Consider the following 15,981-nt stretch of genomic DNA (forward strand, 5'->3'; position numbering starts at 1 on the left):
GGTGTCCTTATATTAGTTGTTTTGTTCAGGAAAATTCCATGCACCAGCTTCTTTCCCAATTAGTTCTGAGGTCTTAAGTAGTTGAGGCTTGAATTCTTGAAGGCTCTCTAAGCTGTGTATGTCAATTGAGCTGGTGATTGATAGGCCGCCAATTACTCTCCCCTTTGCAGAAAGAATAGGGGATGAGATACAAATAATTTTTGTTTCATGCTCCTGTTTATCAAAGGCTATTCCTTGTTTTTTTATTATAGTTAGTTCTTTGCGAAGCGCTTTTTCAGAGGTGATTGTAAAGTCAGTATATTTAAAGAATGCTTGTTTAGAAATAACTCTACTTAGCTCATCCTCGTCTAAAAAAGCCATCATTGCTTTTCCTACTCCAGTACAGTATGCAGGGCCAACTTTGCCGGCTTGAGAGTACATCTCAATTGGTGAGCTAGGGTTTCTTTTGTCAACATAAAGAACTTGACCATTATCAAGCTGTGCCAAGTGAACGGTTTCACTAACTTTGTCAGATAGCACGTCGATAAATGGAAGTGCTATTGGCGCCAGTGAGCTTTGAAGCCAGGCTGCGTGTGCCATACGAACCAACTTTAGTCCTAGCTTATAGGTTTGCTCCTCATCATTGTAGCTCAGCATATCTTGATTCAGGAGAGTTTGAAGGAGCCTATATAGGGTTGCCTTAGGGTACTTGCTGGTTTTTAAAAGGCTTGAAAATCGAACTGGTGTGCCAATTTCTGCAACCTCATTAAGGACATCTAATGCCTTACCAACTGTTCCATCGCCCCGTTTCTCTTTTGTCATAACTTTTCTGGATGATAATAAATAAATACATACATTAAATGAACTGTTGTATATGATTAACAGCGCATTTATTGATATAATTTTAGCAGATAATGTATACTATTTTGAATAAGTTTACAATAGTAGAACTAAGTTCCATTATTTGGAAATAGGAGTTTTTAATTATGTCCAAGTTAGATAAATATATTCTATCAATTGATCAAGGAACTACTTCATCAAGGGCAATTCTATTTGATTCAAATTATCAAATTGTATCCATTGGCCAAAAAGAGTTCACTCAGTTTTTTCCACATTCAGGCTGGGTAGAGCATGATCCAGAAGAAATTTGGTCTTCAGTGCTTGATAGCTGCAATACTGCAATTAATAAGGCAAAAATTAATTCTAACCAAATTGCTTCAATAGGTATTACAAATCAACGTGAAACTACTGTTGTTTGGGATAAGGAAAGTGGGGTGCCTGTATATAAAGCAATCGTTTGGCAAGACAGGAGGACCTCTGATGAGTGTCAAAAACTTCGGGATCTTGGACATGAGGAAAGTGTTACTAAAAAAACTGGACTTGTACTTGACCCATACTTTTGTGCAACCAAAATCTCTTGGATTCTTGACAATGTAGATGATGCAAGAAATAAGGCTAATTCTGGCAAGTTACTTTTTGGAACAATAGACAGTTTTTTACTATGGCGCTTAAGTAATAAAAAAGTCCATTCAACGGATGCTACAAATGCATCTAGAACTCTTTTGTACAATATTCACGAAAGCCGGTGGGATGATGATTTATTAAGACTTTTTAATATCCCTAAATCAATGTTACCAAAGGTACTTGATAGCGCTTCCAATTTTGGTGATGCCGATAAGTCTTTTTTTGGCTCTTCAATTCCTATCTGTAGCCTCATTGGCGATCAACCCTCAGCCTTGGTTGGTCAAGCCTGCTTTAAACCAGGTATGGTTAAGTCTACTTATGGGACTGGTTGTTTTGTTCTAATAAATACTGGAGAGGTTCCAGTTCAGTCAAATAATAAATTATTAACAACAATTGCATATCAAATTAACAATAAGCCATGTTACGCTCTTGAAGGATCAATTTTTGTTGCCGGGGCAGCCATCCAGTGGCTCCGTGATAAGCTTGAGTTTATTGATGCAGCTGATCAATCAGATGTTCTAGCTATGAATGCTGATCCAGGAGAAGATGTTTATTTAGTACCTGCATTTGTCGGTCTTGGTGCGCCTTATTGGGACTCTGATTGCCGAGGTGCTTTATTCGGTCTTACAAGAAATACAGGGCCTGCAGAAATAACAAAAGCCGCGCTAGAGTCTGTGTGCTATCAAACTTGTGACCTTTTGAATGCAATTTCTAATGACTTGGGGCATGATATGTTAAGTACTATTAGAGTGGATGGTGGTATGTCGGCTTCAAATTGGACTATGCAGATGCTTGCAGATTTAATAAATTTACCAGTTGAGCGTCCAAAAAATTTAGAAACTACTGCATTGGGAGCGGCTTATTTTGCTGGAATGCAGATAGGTTTTTATCCTTCTACTGAAGAGTTTGCAGAATCATGGAAAACTGAAAAACAATTTAGTTCAAAAATGTCTGATGCTAAAAGAGAAAGAAAGCAATTAGGCTGGAAGGATGCAGTGAGTCGAACTCTTTCTAAATAAGTAGTCTAGTTTAATTTCTTAATTATTAGACATTTTTAGCTGCTCTATTTTAAAGCTACTGCCTATATTTTCTGCTTCCACCCTGACTCTAGAATCTCACCTGAAGCAATTAAAATTGGATAAGCCACAGAAGATAAAAGACTATTTACTTTCTTGTAATCACGGATTACGTCAATATGCATAGAGCTGGTTTCTAAACTATCAGTAATGCCTTTTCCAATCCTCTGAAGATGTTTAGTGACTGAGCGTTTTTCAAGATTATGGAGCTCTTGTTTCTTCTCATAAAGTACTCTTGCAAGCTCACAATCATCAGAAACAAAGGTATTAATAGCTAGATCATAATTTGAACAAACAACCTCATGTATAGAGATAATCTCATTTAATCCTTCTTTTGAAAACTGTATATGTTTATCAATTTTTTTACCTGAAATATCCATCAAGCTGTTATTAATAATGTCGCCAATATGCTCCATGCTTGTTGTAAAGTTAAGGATATTTAAAGCTTTTTGAGTCTCTGTAGGCGTTAATTCTTCTTGTAAGATCCTTGCTATATAGAGTTTTATTGAATCAAATATGTTATCTACTGTATCCTCATTTTTAATCACTTCACTGCGTAAAGCGATATTATCATCTCGAAGAACAGCGAGTGAAGAGACAACCATTTTTTGTGAAATCTCAGCCATATGAATCGCTTCACGTTTTGCACTAGCAAGAGAAATTGCTGGCATTGCAAAATTATTTGCTTCTAAAAAACTAGGCTGACTAAGCTCTTTCTCCTGAAGATTAGAGAGCATTTTTGTTGCAAGCATAAGAATATTTTTAGAAAATATAACGCCTACAATAGCCACAATCAAATTTAAAGACAGGTGATAAATTGCGGGGAATAACTCAATAGAAACAAACTTTAATCCAAATGTAGCAACGAAGTCAACAAATGGATAAAAAGCTAAAATACAAACTACTCTTACAATGAGATTTGCCAGTACTGGCGTCAGCTCTTGTATGGATCCTCTCCAGTTTGAGATAAGAGGAAGCATCCCGCTTCCTAGATTTGCACCTAATACTAGGTATAACCCTTCACTTACTCCAATCACACCTGTTGCTAGAAAGCTTACAGAGAGCAAAACAATGGCTAAACTTGAGTATGAAAGATAAGTCAGAATCAATGCCAAAAGAATAAAGAATATGGGCTGATCCTCGAATATATTTAACAGCGCAGTAAATTGCTTTAGTTCTGATAGGCCGCCTGCAGTTGATGCAATTAATGAAAGAGCGAATAGAATTAATCCTAGTCCACTGATTGCCCTAAAAACATTTTGCCATTTGTTGACTTTGGATGCAATAAAACCAAAAACGCCTATCGCTAAAAGCAAGGGGGCCAGAGTCGTAAATTTTTGAGAGGCAATAAGGACCGCTACTGAAGTTCCAACATCAGCTCCTAACATTGTTATAAAAGCAGACCCAACACTGATGAGCCCCTGGCCTGCAAATGAGGCAGATATTAAAATGGCTGCTGTGCTGCTTTGCAGTAAAGCCGCAACCAGTAATCCCGACGTAAATGCGGGCAGGGTTTTGCCTTCTGATCGACGCGCTAAACTCTTTAGGTTGTTACCATAGGATCGCATTACTCCAGTTCGAACCATTCGTAGACCCCACAACAGAAGTGCAATTGACCCTAATAGTTCAATTAGTAGGCTCATGCCTTAAGAACCTCTTTATTTTCTGAAGGTACTATATTTTCTGAGGATTGGGATTTTGTATTATTTTTTTTCAAAAATAAGTTAAGGTTTTCTATTTCTGTCTCAGAAAGTATTAATCCAAGCTTTGAGCGCCTAAAAAGAATATCATCTGAAGATCTAGCCCATTCATTGTTAATTAAGTATTGAACTTCAGCTTCATATAATCCACCTCCAAAATTTTCACCTAACGCATCTAAACTGTCAGCATCACCAAAAATATCATAAGAAATTTCTCCATATGACCTTGCAAGTCTTCTTATAAGTTCATTCGTGAAGAAGCTATATTTATTTTTTAACTTTGCTTCAAATTCAGAGAGAGTTGCAACTTTGATTTCTCCTCCAGGAAGGCGAGAATTTTCAGTCCATGGTTTGCCTCGTTTACCAAGGAAGCTCTCGATATGTTCAAGAATTGTTTCTGATAATCGACGGTAAGTTGTAATTTTTCCGCCAAAAATATTAATCATTAATGAGTAGTCATATTCCTTGGCTGAAACAACATAATCTCTAGTTGCCTCTTGAGCTTTACTTGCACCATCATCATAGAGTGGTCTAACCCCTGAATAACTCCAGACTATATCATTTGTTGTAATTTCTTGTTTTAAATAACTACTTGCTGACTCGCAGATGTATGATTTTTCTTGCTCACTTATTTTTACTTGATCAGCTGACTTACCATGATCAATATCTGTTGTACCAATCAATGTGAAATTATCTTCATATGGAATTATAAAGAAAATGCGCCCATCTTTATTTTGGCAGATATATGACTTGTCACCCTCATATAGTTTGTTTACAACAATATGACTCCCTCTGACAAGACGAACATTTTTTGAATCTTTAACTTTAAAAGATTCTTTTAAAACTTTATCAACCCAGGGTCCAGATGCATTAACAAAAGCTTTTGCCTTAACAATTTCTACTTTACCATTTAAAGAGTTTTTTGTTGAGATTGTCCACAGGCCATTTGAACTAGTTGCATTTGTTACCTTTGTATAGTTTCTTAATGAGGCTCCTTTTGAGGCAGCGTCAACAGCATTTAATATGACCAATCTGGAGTCATCTACCCAACAATCTGAATACTCAAATCCAGACTTAAAAGTATCTTTAAGTGGAGAATTTGTTTTTTGACTGGCAAAATTTACATTACTTGTGCCCGGTAAAATTTTTCGATACCCTAGGTGATCATAAATTGCTAATCCTAATCTTAAGAACCATCTAGGCCGCATTCCTTTTGTATGAGGAAGAATGAATCTCATTGGCCAAATTATATGGGGAGCCATATTTAATAAAATTTCACGCTCCTTTAGAGACTCCTGAACTAGACGAAACTTATAATGCTCAAGATAACGAAGACCTCCATGAATTAGTTTGGTTGAGGATGATGAAGTGCCAGAAGCAAAATCATTCATTTCACAAAGGCATACTGAGTATCCGCGCCCAGCAGCATCTCGAGCTACCCCAACTCCGTTTATACCTCCACCAGCTATAAATACATCATAAATTTTATCGTTTATTTTTGACATTTATTTTGGACAATAAAGTTTAAACAAAACTAGTTCCTTAAAAGAGAATTAGCAAGCTCAACAAACCCTTCACCTGAGTGGTTTAAAGTAATATATTTGGGCGGCTTATCCAATTCTTTAATAAAATCCATAACATTAGCTACGCCAACTGATTTGTTAAAGTAATCAAACATCATAGAGTCATTTGGTGAGTCTCCAATAAAGAGAACTTCATTTTGTATGTTTGAATTACTTACCCCGAATACTTGTTCAAGTGTTGTAAGGCTTGTAGATAACTTATTATGGCTTCCAATCCAACAATTTACATGGATTGAGCTAACCTTTGCAATTGCACCAGCATTTTCAGCAATTGTGACGATTTCCTTAATCTTGTTAGATGATAATGTCGCAACATCTTCAGCAAAGTCAATAGCTAGATCTGTGTGCCGATAATCCTGATCGGATGCTAGTGCTGAACCAGAGACATTTTTAAGGATAGTTTTTTTAATTTCATGAAGAGCAAGATGATTCTCTTTTCGTTCTTTTGGAGTCTGACAATAGGTCTGCTGCATTTTTTTAGATTTGTGATCATAACTAAAGAAAAAAGCACCATTTTCTCCAACTACGCCATTGACTGGCCACATCCTAGCAATGTGGTCACACCAACCCGCACATCGACCCGTAACAGGGATAACGATAAAGCCAGAATTTGATAAGTTCTCTAGAGCGGTATATGCATTGCTTTTTAGTCTTCCTTCAGTGGTCAATGTATCGTCTATATCTGTAAGAATGATTTTTACCTCATTTAATTGCTGCTTAGACATAGTAGAAATGTTATCCATTTGATCTCCTAATTCTTAAATAGTTTTTAATTACATTCAACTTATCAATATTAATACTGCAGCAATAATGTAATAAATATTGATATTTGTAATGATTATATGTTCATATGAACAATTAAGTTAACATTTTATCATAATTAAGCACTATTTATGGGGTTATTAGCTTAATATCTTCGCTTGATAAAAAATAACATTCAAATCATTAGTATTATGGTAGAATTATAGTTCAAATGAACTTTTTAGGTTGTAAAAATGGATCTAACTGCTCGACAAGCTGAAATCTCAGATCTTCTTCGCCAAGAGGAATTTATTACAGTTGAGAGTCTAGCTGAGCGTTTTGATATAACTACTCAAACAGTGAGAAGGGACATAAATGCACTATGTGATTATGGACAAGCAAGACGAAAGCACGGCGGAATTGAGTCAATATCGACTGAAGGTAATCTTGCTTATGGAACAAGGCAAGTTCTTAACAGAGTTGCTAAAAGAGCGATAGCAAAGCATGCTGCCAAACTAATTCCAAATGGCAGTTCAATATCTCTTGGAATTGGAACCACTCCTGAAATGGTTATGCGTGCACTCTTAAGGCATAAAGATTTAAAAATCTACACAAACAACTTAATAATTGCTCAAACCGCAAGTGCAAACTCTACTTTTGAAGTTAATTGCTCTGGTGGACGTATTCGTAGTGGAGATTTTGATATGCTTGGAAGTCCTGTAGAGAGCTTTTTTAGTTCATATATGACAGACTTTAGTGTATTTGGTGTTGGTGGTGTTGATATGGATGGAGTTCTTTTAGACTTTGATGACGAAGAAGTTCAGATTAGAAGGGTGATTCTTAATAACTCACGTGAAAGCCTTTTAGTTTTGGATCACGAAAAATTCGGACGTTCTGCACATGTACGTGGTGGCCAAATTCAAGATGTATCTAAAGTTATATGTGATCAAAAACCACCCAACGAAATATGTCAGATTTTGAATGATTCTGAATCAGAATTAATTATTTGTGAGAAGGATGAATTATGAGTTCAATTGAAGTTAAAGGCTTATCTAAAAGCTGGGGAGAAATAGAGGCTGTTAAGAATGTGTCTTTTATTGTTCCAGAAAAATCATTTACAGTTTTGTTAGGGCCATCTGGTTGTGGAAAATCTACAATTCTTAAAATGTTATCAGGATTAGAAAGCGTTACTTCTGGCTCTATTAAAATTGAAAATCGAGATGTTACAAATCTAGAGGCATCAAAAAGAGGCGTTTCTATGGTGTTTCAATCATACGCACTCTTCCCACACCTAAATGTTAAAGAAAATATCCAATTTGGTCTTAAAGTAAGAAAAGTGCCTGCAGCTGAACGTGAAAAACGAGTTGCTGAAGCAGCAAATGCAGTTGGATTGTCTGATTTATTAGATCGAAAGCCGTCGAACCTATCTGGTGGCCAGCGTCAACGTGTTGCATTAGCAAGGTCAATTGTTTCTGATCAGTCAGTTTGCCTAATGGATGAGCCATTATCAAACTTGGATTCCAAATTACGCGCAGAAATGCGTGATGAAATTCGCGATCTTCAGCAAAGGCTTGGACTAACAGTAGTCTATGTAACTCACGATCAGGTAGAGGCAATGTCTATGGCTGATCAAATTATTCTTCTTAACTCTGGTCAAATTGTTCAAAAAGGCGCGCCTGAAGAAATATACAATTACCCAAACAGTATTTTTAGTGCGCAATTTATTGGTCTTCCGCCAATGAATATCTTAAATCTTAAGAAAATCGATATAACAACTCTGAGTAAGGAAAACCAAAAGAAGATTGAAATTAGTAAAAATTCTATTAATCTTGGAATTAGACCAGAGCATCTTAATTTTTCAAAAAAAGGACTACCTGTGACTGTCAAAGGAATCGATTACTTTGGTGGTGAAACTGTTTTTAAAATTAGCCACCTAGACCAAAATTTCTTTCTACGTGAGCCAAGACAACCCAAAATTCATCTGGATGACAAACTAAATATTAGCTGGGATCCTGAGGATATGCATTTGTTTAAAAAAAATAATCAACGCTTTACTTCGTAGGGGTATTGATAAATAACAAATGAAAGTTACTACGATTTTTTTAATGAGGAGAAGTTAAATGAGTAAGTTTTTTAAAAAACTTTCGTATAGCTTAACTGTTGCCCTTGGTATTTCAATGATATCGGGTGCTGCAATAGCTAAAACGGAATTAACAATGTACTATCCAGTTGCTGTGGGTGGCGCTTTAACACAAACTGTTGATGCAATGGTTGCGGACTTTATGTCTAAAAACCCAGACATTGAAGTCAATGCAATTTATTCAGGTAACTATGACGATACCAGAATAAAGGCACTTACTGCTTTGGAAAGTGGAAAGCCAGCACAACTATCAGTTATGTTTTCAATTGACGTTCATGAGCTTCGTGAGCTTGACGCAATTGTACCTTTCGATGACTTAGTTTCAACAAGTGAAGAGAAGGCCTGGTTAAATTCATTCTATCCATCATTGATGGAAAATGGAGTTGCAGCAGGTAAAACATGGGGTATTCCATTTCAACGTTCTACAATTGTTATGTACTACAACAAAGATGCGTTTCGTGAAGCTGGTTTAGATCCAGAAACACCTCCTGCAACTTGGGGTGGGCTAATTGCAGCAGCTAAAGCGCTGACTAAAGATGACGGCTCTCAATGGGGACTTATGATTCCATCGACAGGTTATCCTTACTGGATGTTTGGTGCCCTTGCAATGCAAAATGGCCAAACTCTAATGACAAGTGGTGATAAAACTAACTTTGATCATCCAGATGTTATTGAAGCGCTTGAAGTATGGAAGAGCTTTGGTGAAGACCATAAAATTATGCCAAAAGGCACAATTGAATGGGGTACGCTTCGTCAAAACTTCTTAGAAGGCAAAACAGCTATGATGTGGCACTCAACTGGTAACTTAACAACAGTTAAAAAGAAGGCTGACTTTGACTTTGGTGTTGCAATGCTTCCAGCAGGAAAGCGTCGCGGTACGCCAACAGGTGGAGGAAACTTCTATATCTTTAAGGACACTTCTGATGAAGAACGTAAAGCATCAATGAAGCTAATTAAATTTATGACTGCTCCTGAAAATTCTGCTAAGTGGTCTGTAGCTACTGGTTATATGGGTGTTAGCCCGGACGCATATGAGACAGATACTTTGAAATCATATGTTGCAGGTTTCCCACCAGCAGCGGTTGCTCGTGATCAACTTAAATATGCAACAGCTGAATTTTCAACTTACCAAACAAGTCGAGTTAAAAAAGGATTGAATGATGCTATCCAAGCAACACTTGTAGGAAGTAAAACAGCTAAAGAAGCTCTAACAGACGCGCAAGCGGCTGCTGAGCGTATTTTAAAACCTTATCGTTAAACTGATTAGGTAAATTTGGCGGGCATTTAAATTTTGCCCGCCACTTAATTATTTAGACTTTTAAAATAATAATAATGAAAGATAACGTTCGAAATTTTCAGGGTTGGTTATTATTTGCACCTGCAGCGATATTGCTTCTGGCGTTTACCCACTATCCAACTATCACAACTTTTCTTAATAGTTTATATACGAATAAATCAATCATACGACCAAGAAGATTCTCTGGAATTGAAGGTTATGAGAGTATGTTGAGCGATCCAATATTCTGGAAAGTTTTTGCCAATAATATGTGGCTTGCTCTTGGAACAATTCCTACATCTATTGGTTTAGCAATCATAATGGCCTTGATTGTTAATAAAGCTATCCCGGGAAGGGGATTGCTCAGAATGGCCTACTTTACACCAACAATGCTTCCAATGATTGCGGTAGCGAATATATGGTTATTCTTCTACGCACCTGAAATTGGATTAATTGATCAGGCAACATCTATTTTTGGTTTTGAAAGCACCAACTGGCTTGGAAGTCCATCAACTGTCCTTCCCTCTATTATGGTTATGACTGTCTGGAAAGAGGCAGGTTTTTTTATGGTTTTTTATCTGGCTGGTCTTCAAACAATCTCACCAGAACTTGAGGAAGCTGCAAAACTAGAGGGCTCTTCTCGATGGAATTATTTTTGGCGTGTTCAATACCCTTTGCTTCTTCCAACTACATTATTTGTTCTTATTAATGCCTTTTTAAATTCTTTTAAACTTGTTGATCATTTATTTGTATTAACCAAGGGCGGACCCGACAATGCAAGTAACTTAATCTTATATTACATTTATGAAACTGCATTCGCATTTCTAGATGTTTCGTATGCTTCTGCATTAACTATATTTTTACTTGTACTTCTGGCGCTTACAGCTTTAGCACAATTCTTATTTATTGAAAAACGAGTCCACTACAGATGACATACAAAAATAAATTTACATCGAGTTTGGAGTTAATGGGTGCTTATATCTTAGCGGCATTTTGGGTGCTGCCTCTTCTTTATGCTTTTTGGGCGGCTTTTCACTATAGTAATGATGCTATTCACTTTAATATTTTTTCTCCTTTAACGCTTGATAATTTTCGTGAGGCATGGAGTCAAGCTCCTTTTCTGCGTTATGGATTGAATACATTTTTACTGGTGTCTTTTATACTTCCTGGGCAGTTATTAATTTCAACTTTGGCTGCGTATGCCTTTGTGCGCTTTAAATTTAGTGGAGCAAATGTAGCATTTGCTCTTGTTTTAGTTCAGTTAATGATTACTCCAGAAATCTTAATTGTTCAAAACTATGTCACTCTCTCTAAACTAGGATTGGTAGATACAATAACTGGAATGGGATTGCCTTATGTTGCAAGTGCATTTTGTATCTTCTTGCTTCGTCAAACGTTTAAGTCTATTCCAAAAGAGCTAGAGGATGCTGCTGAATTAGAAGGCTGCAGTACAATGGGCATTTTATGGAAGGTCTATGTTCCGTTAGCAACGCCTACTTTTATTGCGTTTTCTTTAGTTTCTGTCAGCCACCATTGGAATAACTTTTTGTGGCCACTAATTATTTCTAATTCGGTCGAAACTAGACCACTAACTGTTGGTTTGGGTATTTTTGGTTCTCCTGAGACTGGCGTTGACTGGTCAATCATGTCTGCTGCGACATTGATTTCAGTTGCGCCATTGCTCATTGCATTTTTAATATTTCAAAAACAATTTGTTCAATCATTCATGCAGGCCGGTATTAAGTGATAACTGTCCTGACTTGGAATATTCAAAATGGTCAGGGCGTCGATGGGAATATTTCATTAAAACGAATTGCTGAATCAATCTTAAATATGTGTGATCCTGATATTATTTGTCTTCAGGAGGTATCTGTTAATTGTAAGCTTTCAGATGGCACTCAACCAGATCAGGTCACAGAGCTCTCAAATCTCTTTGGCGATTATTCAGTTTTTTTTGGCCCAGCTTATGATATTAAGCGTGAAAATTCTGAAGTGAGAGAGCAGTATGGAAACCTTATACTTTCTAAATTTCCAGTTTTATCTAGTTTTAACCATATATTACCTCAAACAGTTAATAGCTCTTTTAGGCAGATGCCTCGACAATTGTCAGAAATAACAATTAAAACCCCGTTATTTTCTTTGTGCATAATGACCACTCATCTAGAGTTTCATTCTGAATTTCAACGATGTGATCAAGTAAGAAGAATTGTATCTATTAATCAGGAGATTAATAACTTAGCTACGATGCCTCCTCTTTTTGATAATAACGGTTCATATAGAAAATTTGAAAGGTCTGACAGGGTTATTCTTTGTGGAGACTTTAACTTTAATCCTGGTTCTGTTGAATACAATTTATTAACTAGTAATGAAATAAATTCAAATTTCTTTCTTGATGCCTGGAAGCAGCTAAATCCAAACTCAACGCATGCTCCAACATGTGGTATTTTTGATAAAAAACAATGGCCTGAAGGGCCTCATTGTAGAGACTTTGGCTTTATAAGTAGAAATCTAGAGGGTAGTCTTGATAGCATTGAAGTTAATGAGAAAATAGATGCTTCAGATCATCAGCCAGTTGTGTTTACTTTCTCTTAGTTACCTTTTTCTTAAAGTTAAGAATACCTTTATTATTGTCTTCATTTTCAATAGCACTCTTCATTTCATTGTGTATCATCAAGAAATTATTAAGCATCTAGCGTTGAAATGACTAGCATTAATCAAACTTCAATTTGGATTAAAAATCCCTTGGCTATTTTTGCAGAAAATAGTGATGGTGGGGTTGTTATTAAAGGTCAAAAAATTATTGAATTAGTTCCTTTAGGGGGCTCACCTGTGTCGAGTTTTGATGAAATCTATGATGCTAGTGATAGTGTTGTTCTTCCTGGATTGATTAATACGCATCATCACTTTTATCAAACCCTTACTCGCGCTTATCCTGAGGCTCTTAATAAAGAGCTTTTTCCATGGCTCAAGAGTCTCTATAAGGTTTGGGCACATATTCAACCAGAGATGCTCGCTGTTTCAACAGAGCTCGCTCTGTCTGAACTACTTCTTTCTGGCTGTACTACCGCGAGCGACCATCATTACTTGTTTCCAAGCCAACTTGAAAATGCTATAGATATACAGGCTGAAGAGGCTCAAAAGCTCGGTATGCGTGTTGTTTTAACGAGAGGCTCTATGAGTCTTGGAGAAAAAGATGGTGGCCTTCCACCGCAATCTGTTGTTCAAACCAAAGAGCAGATACTAAGTGATAGTGAGCGACTAATTAAAACATATCACGACAGTCAAGAAGGCGCAATGACTCAAATTGCACTAGCTCCTTGCTCACCTTTCTCAGTGACTACTGACCTGATGATAGAGACTGCAAGCCTTGCACAGCAGTATGATGTTCGTTTGCATACCCACTTGGCAGAGACGATAGATGAGGAAAATTTTTGTTTAGAGAAGTTCGGCTTAAGGACTGTGGATTACCTTGAGAGTGTTGGTTGGCTGTCAAACCGAACTTGGCTTGCGCATGGAATACACTTTAATAAAGAAGAGATAAAGAAACTAGGCCGATCTGGAGTTGGTATTTGTCATTGTCCAAGCTCCAACATGATGCTAGCCTCTGGTATTTGCCATAGTCTTGAACTTGAAGAGGCTGGCTCTATTATTGGACTTGGCGTTGATGGCTCTGCGTCTAATGATGGATCCAATATGATTGCTGAACTCAGACAAGCAATGTACTTGCAGCGCTTACGTTATGGCGCTTCAAAGATTACTCACCAGAAGGCATACAATTGGGCAACTAAAGGCTCAGCAGCACTTTTAGGTAGAAATGATATTGGTGAGATTTCGATTGGTAAGCAGGCGGACATGGCATTATTTAAGCTGGATGAGCTAAGATTCTCGGGTAGTCATGACTCTTTAGCTGCTTTACTTCTTTGCGGTGCTCAAAAATCAGATAGGGTTATGATTGCGGGTCAGTGGAAGGTTGTAGATGGAAAGATTATTGGAAAAGATGAGTCTGAATTAATCAGTCGCCATAGCGGTGCAGCAAAAAAATTACGTCAATTAGCTAACGCATAACTTTTTATTAATATCATTATTGACTTGCACTATTAGTTAATTTATAATTCCAACTTGAATATTGTTACATAAATCAAGTTAGCTATGAATATACCCAGTCATGGAGGCGCACGAAAGGGCGCTGGCCGTAAAAAAAACTCAGGTAGCTTTAAAGAGGAGACCAAGGTTATTAGAGTGCCTATAAGTCTTGTAGATTCGCTTATTCCTACGATTGAAGTTTATAAATCTCAAGTTAAATCTAAGGTAGAAGTCTTTTTAACTAAAGACAATCCAACGGAGCTTTCGATTCCAATTTTTACCTCTCGAGTGCAGGCAGGGTTTCCATCTCCAGCAGATGATCATTTGGAGGATGCACTTGATTTAAATACACATCTTATCCATCATAAAGAGGCTACTTTCTTTGTTAAAGCGCAAGGAGATTCAATGCTAGGTGCTGGCATCCAGCAGGGCGATATACTAATTGTTGATAAGTCTTTAAGTGCTAAAAGCGGAAAGATAGTTATTGCAGTTGTTGATGGTGAGTTCACTGTTAAGCGTCTACATAAATATAAAGGAAATATAACACTTAAAGCTGAAAACCCTGATTTTGAAGACATCAAAATTGGAGGTACTGACGAACTTATTATATGGGGAGTTGTGACATCAGTTATACATCAGTATGAATAACCGAGCTAAGTTCGCGTTAGTCGACTGTAATAACTTCTATGCTTCTTGTGAAAGAGTTTTTGAGCCAAAACTAGAAGGCAAACCAATCGTTGTTCTTTCTAATAATGACGGCTGCATTATTGCTCGTTCTAATGAGGCTAAAGCACTGGGCATTAAAATGGGAGCTCCTTACTTTAAAGTAAGGAATTTGATTGCTAATAGGGGTGTTGTAGTAAAGTCTTCAAACTATCCTTTGTATGGAGATATGTCATCTAGAGTAATGAAGGTTATTGGTCAATTTTCTCCTATCCAAGAGGTGTACTCTATTGACGAGAGTTTTATAGATTTAGCAGGACTTCCTCTTAATTTAATAGATCACATGCAGTCTCTAAGAGTCCAAGTTAAAAATTGGACGGGGGTTCCAGTGTGTATTGGTATGGGCAGTACTAAACTTCTAGCAAAACTTGCTAATCGTATTGCTAAAAAATATTCAAAATTTAATGGCGTTTTTGATATAGATGACCTTCCTCATGAAAGATACTGCAAATTACTGCAATCGGTCGAAGTAGGTGATTTATGGGGAATAGGCAGACAAAGCGCTAAAAAGCTTAACCATATTGGAATTAATACAAGTTATGACTTTTATCAGGCAGATATTGGCGTTATTGAAACTCTTTTAGGCGTTAATGGAAAAAAGATTTATCAAGAGCTTCGTGGTAAATCGTGTATTCCTATCGAGTTGATTCCTCCAACAAGGCAGCAGATTGTCTCCTCTCGCTCTTTTGGTATTGATTTAAGCGACTTTGATGAATTAAATCAAGCTTTAACTGCTCTTACTAGAAAGGCTGTCAATAAGCTTAATAATCATAAGCTTGCAATGACAACTATGACTGTCTTTATTTACACTAATCCCCATAAAAAAAATACACCCTGCGTGCATCTATCAAAAACTGTAGGAATGCCAATTGCTATTGAGGATGAATCGCAAATTATTCCATTGGCATCTCAAATATTAAGACTTATCTATAAGCCTGGTTATTCTTTTAATAAAGGAGGGGTAGTATTGAGTAACTTAACCAAAAACTACCGACAGCAAGATCTTTTTTCAATAACTCAAGATAGTCAGCCACAGGTATTAGCTCGTCAAAAATCTAATGCTATAAAGGGTGCTAATAAAAGATTTAATGAGTCAGTTAAGTATGCAAGTGAGGTGGGCAATGATAGGTGGCTCCCAAGAGCTAATTTTCGATCAAATAGGTATACAACAAGCTGGAGTGAATTGTTAATAATTTAAGGCTCAGAGGTCATTTTT

General features: G+C 36.8%; 14 protein-coding genes. 10 read left to right on the top strand and 4 right to left on the bottom strand.

What is annotated here, in order from left to right:
• Nucleotides 1–12: 12 nt before the first annotated feature.
• The gene (locus ABXT49_RS03980; RefSeq protein WP_416653410.1) at nt 13–801 is read right to left on the bottom strand and encodes an IclR family transcriptional regulator; all 789 of its coding nucleotides are present in this window, start codon (nt 799–801) and stop codon (nt 13–15) included.
• Nucleotides 802–965: 164 nt separating this feature from the next.
• Here ABXT49_RS03980 and glpK point away from each other — a divergent pair, with 164 nt between their 5' ends.
• Nucleotides 966–2,462, top strand: a complete 1,497-nt coding sequence (glpK, locus tag ABXT49_RS03985) for a glycerol kinase GlpK (protein ID WP_416653412.1) — start codon at nt 966–968, stop codon at nt 2,460–2,462.
• 62 nt (nt 2,463–2,524) lie between these two features.
• On the opposite strand, the gene ABXT49_RS03990 is transcribed toward glpK, so the two are convergent.
• The 3 genes from ABXT49_RS03990 to ABXT49_RS04000 are packed head-to-tail and all read right to left on the bottom strand — an operon-like array spanning nt 2,525 to nt 6,545.
• Nucleotides 2,525–4,162 carry a Na/Pi cotransporter family protein gene (locus tag ABXT49_RS03990; RefSeq protein ID WP_416653093.1) on the bottom strand — a complete coding sequence of 546 codons (1,638 nt, stop codon included), beginning with the start codon at nt 4,160–4,162 and terminating at the stop codon, nt 2,525–2,527.
• Nucleotides 4,159–5,724 carry a glycerol-3-phosphate dehydrogenase gene (glpD, locus tag ABXT49_RS03995; RefSeq protein WP_416653413.1) on the bottom strand — a complete coding sequence of 522 codons (1,566 nt, stop codon included), beginning with the start codon at nt 5,722–5,724 and terminating at the stop codon, nt 4,159–4,161. Before glpD ends, ABXT49_RS03990 begins: the two co-directional genes overlap by 4 nt.
• A gap of 29 nt (nt 5,725–5,753) precedes the next feature.
• Nucleotides 5,754–6,545 (bottom strand): HAD-IIB family hydrolase, encoded by a 792-nt coding sequence (locus ABXT49_RS04000; protein WP_416653415.1) that lies wholly within the window; start codon nt 6,543–6,545, stop codon nt 5,754–5,756.
• Between the two features lie 252 nt (nt 6,546–6,797).
• On the opposite strand from ABXT49_RS04000, the gene ABXT49_RS04005 reads away from it, so the two are divergent.
• The 9 genes from ABXT49_RS04005 to ABXT49_RS04045 all read left to right on the top strand — a co-directional run bounded on the left by ABXT49_RS04005 (nt 6,798) and on the right by ABXT49_RS04045 (nt 15,963).
• Nucleotides 6,798–7,571: a DeoR/GlpR family DNA-binding transcription regulator gene (locus ABXT49_RS04005; RefSeq protein WP_416653416.1), complete on the top strand. Its 774-nt coding sequence runs from the start codon at nt 6,798–6,800 to the stop codon at nt 7,569–7,571.
• Entirely contained in the window at nt 7,568–8,605 is a 1,038-nt protein-coding gene (locus ABXT49_RS04010; protein ID WP_416653418.1) for an ABC transporter ATP-binding protein, read from the top strand. The genes ABXT49_RS04005 and ABXT49_RS04010 overlap by 4 nt, the downstream gene beginning before the upstream one ends.
• A 58-nt stretch (nt 8,606–8,663) precedes the next feature.
• Nucleotides 8,664–9,941 (top strand): ABC transporter substrate-binding protein, encoded by a 1,278-nt coding sequence (locus tag ABXT49_RS04015; RefSeq protein WP_416653420.1) that lies wholly within the window; start codon nt 8,664–8,666, stop codon nt 9,939–9,941.
• 74 nt (nt 9,942–10,015) lie between these two features.
• Nucleotides 10,016–10,891 (top strand): carbohydrate ABC transporter permease, encoded by an 876-nt coding sequence (locus ABXT49_RS04020; protein WP_271537637.1) that lies wholly within the window; start codon nt 10,016–10,018, stop codon nt 10,889–10,891.
• A complete protein-coding gene (locus tag ABXT49_RS04025) occupies nt 10,888–11,706 on the top strand; it encodes a carbohydrate ABC transporter permease (RefSeq protein WP_271537639.1) in 819 nt (272 codons plus the stop codon). The genes ABXT49_RS04020 and ABXT49_RS04025 overlap by 4 nt, the downstream gene beginning before the upstream one ends.
• Nucleotides 11,703–12,551 carry an endonuclease/exonuclease/phosphatase family protein gene (locus ABXT49_RS04030; RefSeq protein WP_416653421.1) on the top strand — a complete coding sequence of 283 codons (849 nt, stop codon included), beginning with the start codon at nt 11,703–11,705 and terminating at the stop codon, nt 12,549–12,551. Before ABXT49_RS04025 ends, ABXT49_RS04030 begins: the two co-directional genes overlap by 4 nt.
• A 108-nt stretch (nt 12,552–12,659) precedes the next feature.
• Entirely contained in the window at nt 12,660–14,024 is a 1,365-nt protein-coding gene (locus ABXT49_RS04035; RefSeq protein WP_416653424.1) for an 8-oxoguanine deaminase, read from the top strand.
• An 84-nt stretch (nt 14,025–14,108) separates the two neighbouring features.
• Nucleotides 14,109–14,690, top strand: coding sequence for a LexA family protein (locus tag ABXT49_RS04040; protein WP_416653426.1), 582 nt, complete (start codon nt 14,109–14,111; stop codon nt 14,688–14,690).
• A complete protein-coding gene (locus ABXT49_RS04045; RefSeq protein WP_416653428.1) occupies nt 14,683–15,963 on the top strand; it encodes a DUF4113 domain-containing protein in 1,281 nt (426 codons plus the stop codon). The genes ABXT49_RS04040 and ABXT49_RS04045 overlap by 8 nt, the downstream gene beginning before the upstream one ends.
• Nucleotides 15,964–15,981: the final 18 nt, after the last annotated feature.

Origin of the sequence: Candidatus Pseudothioglobus sp. Uisw_086 (genome assembly GCF_048085745.1) — a bacterium.
Classification (GTDB): Bacteria; Pseudomonadota; Gammaproteobacteria; order PS1; family Pseudothioglobaceae; genus Pseudothioglobus.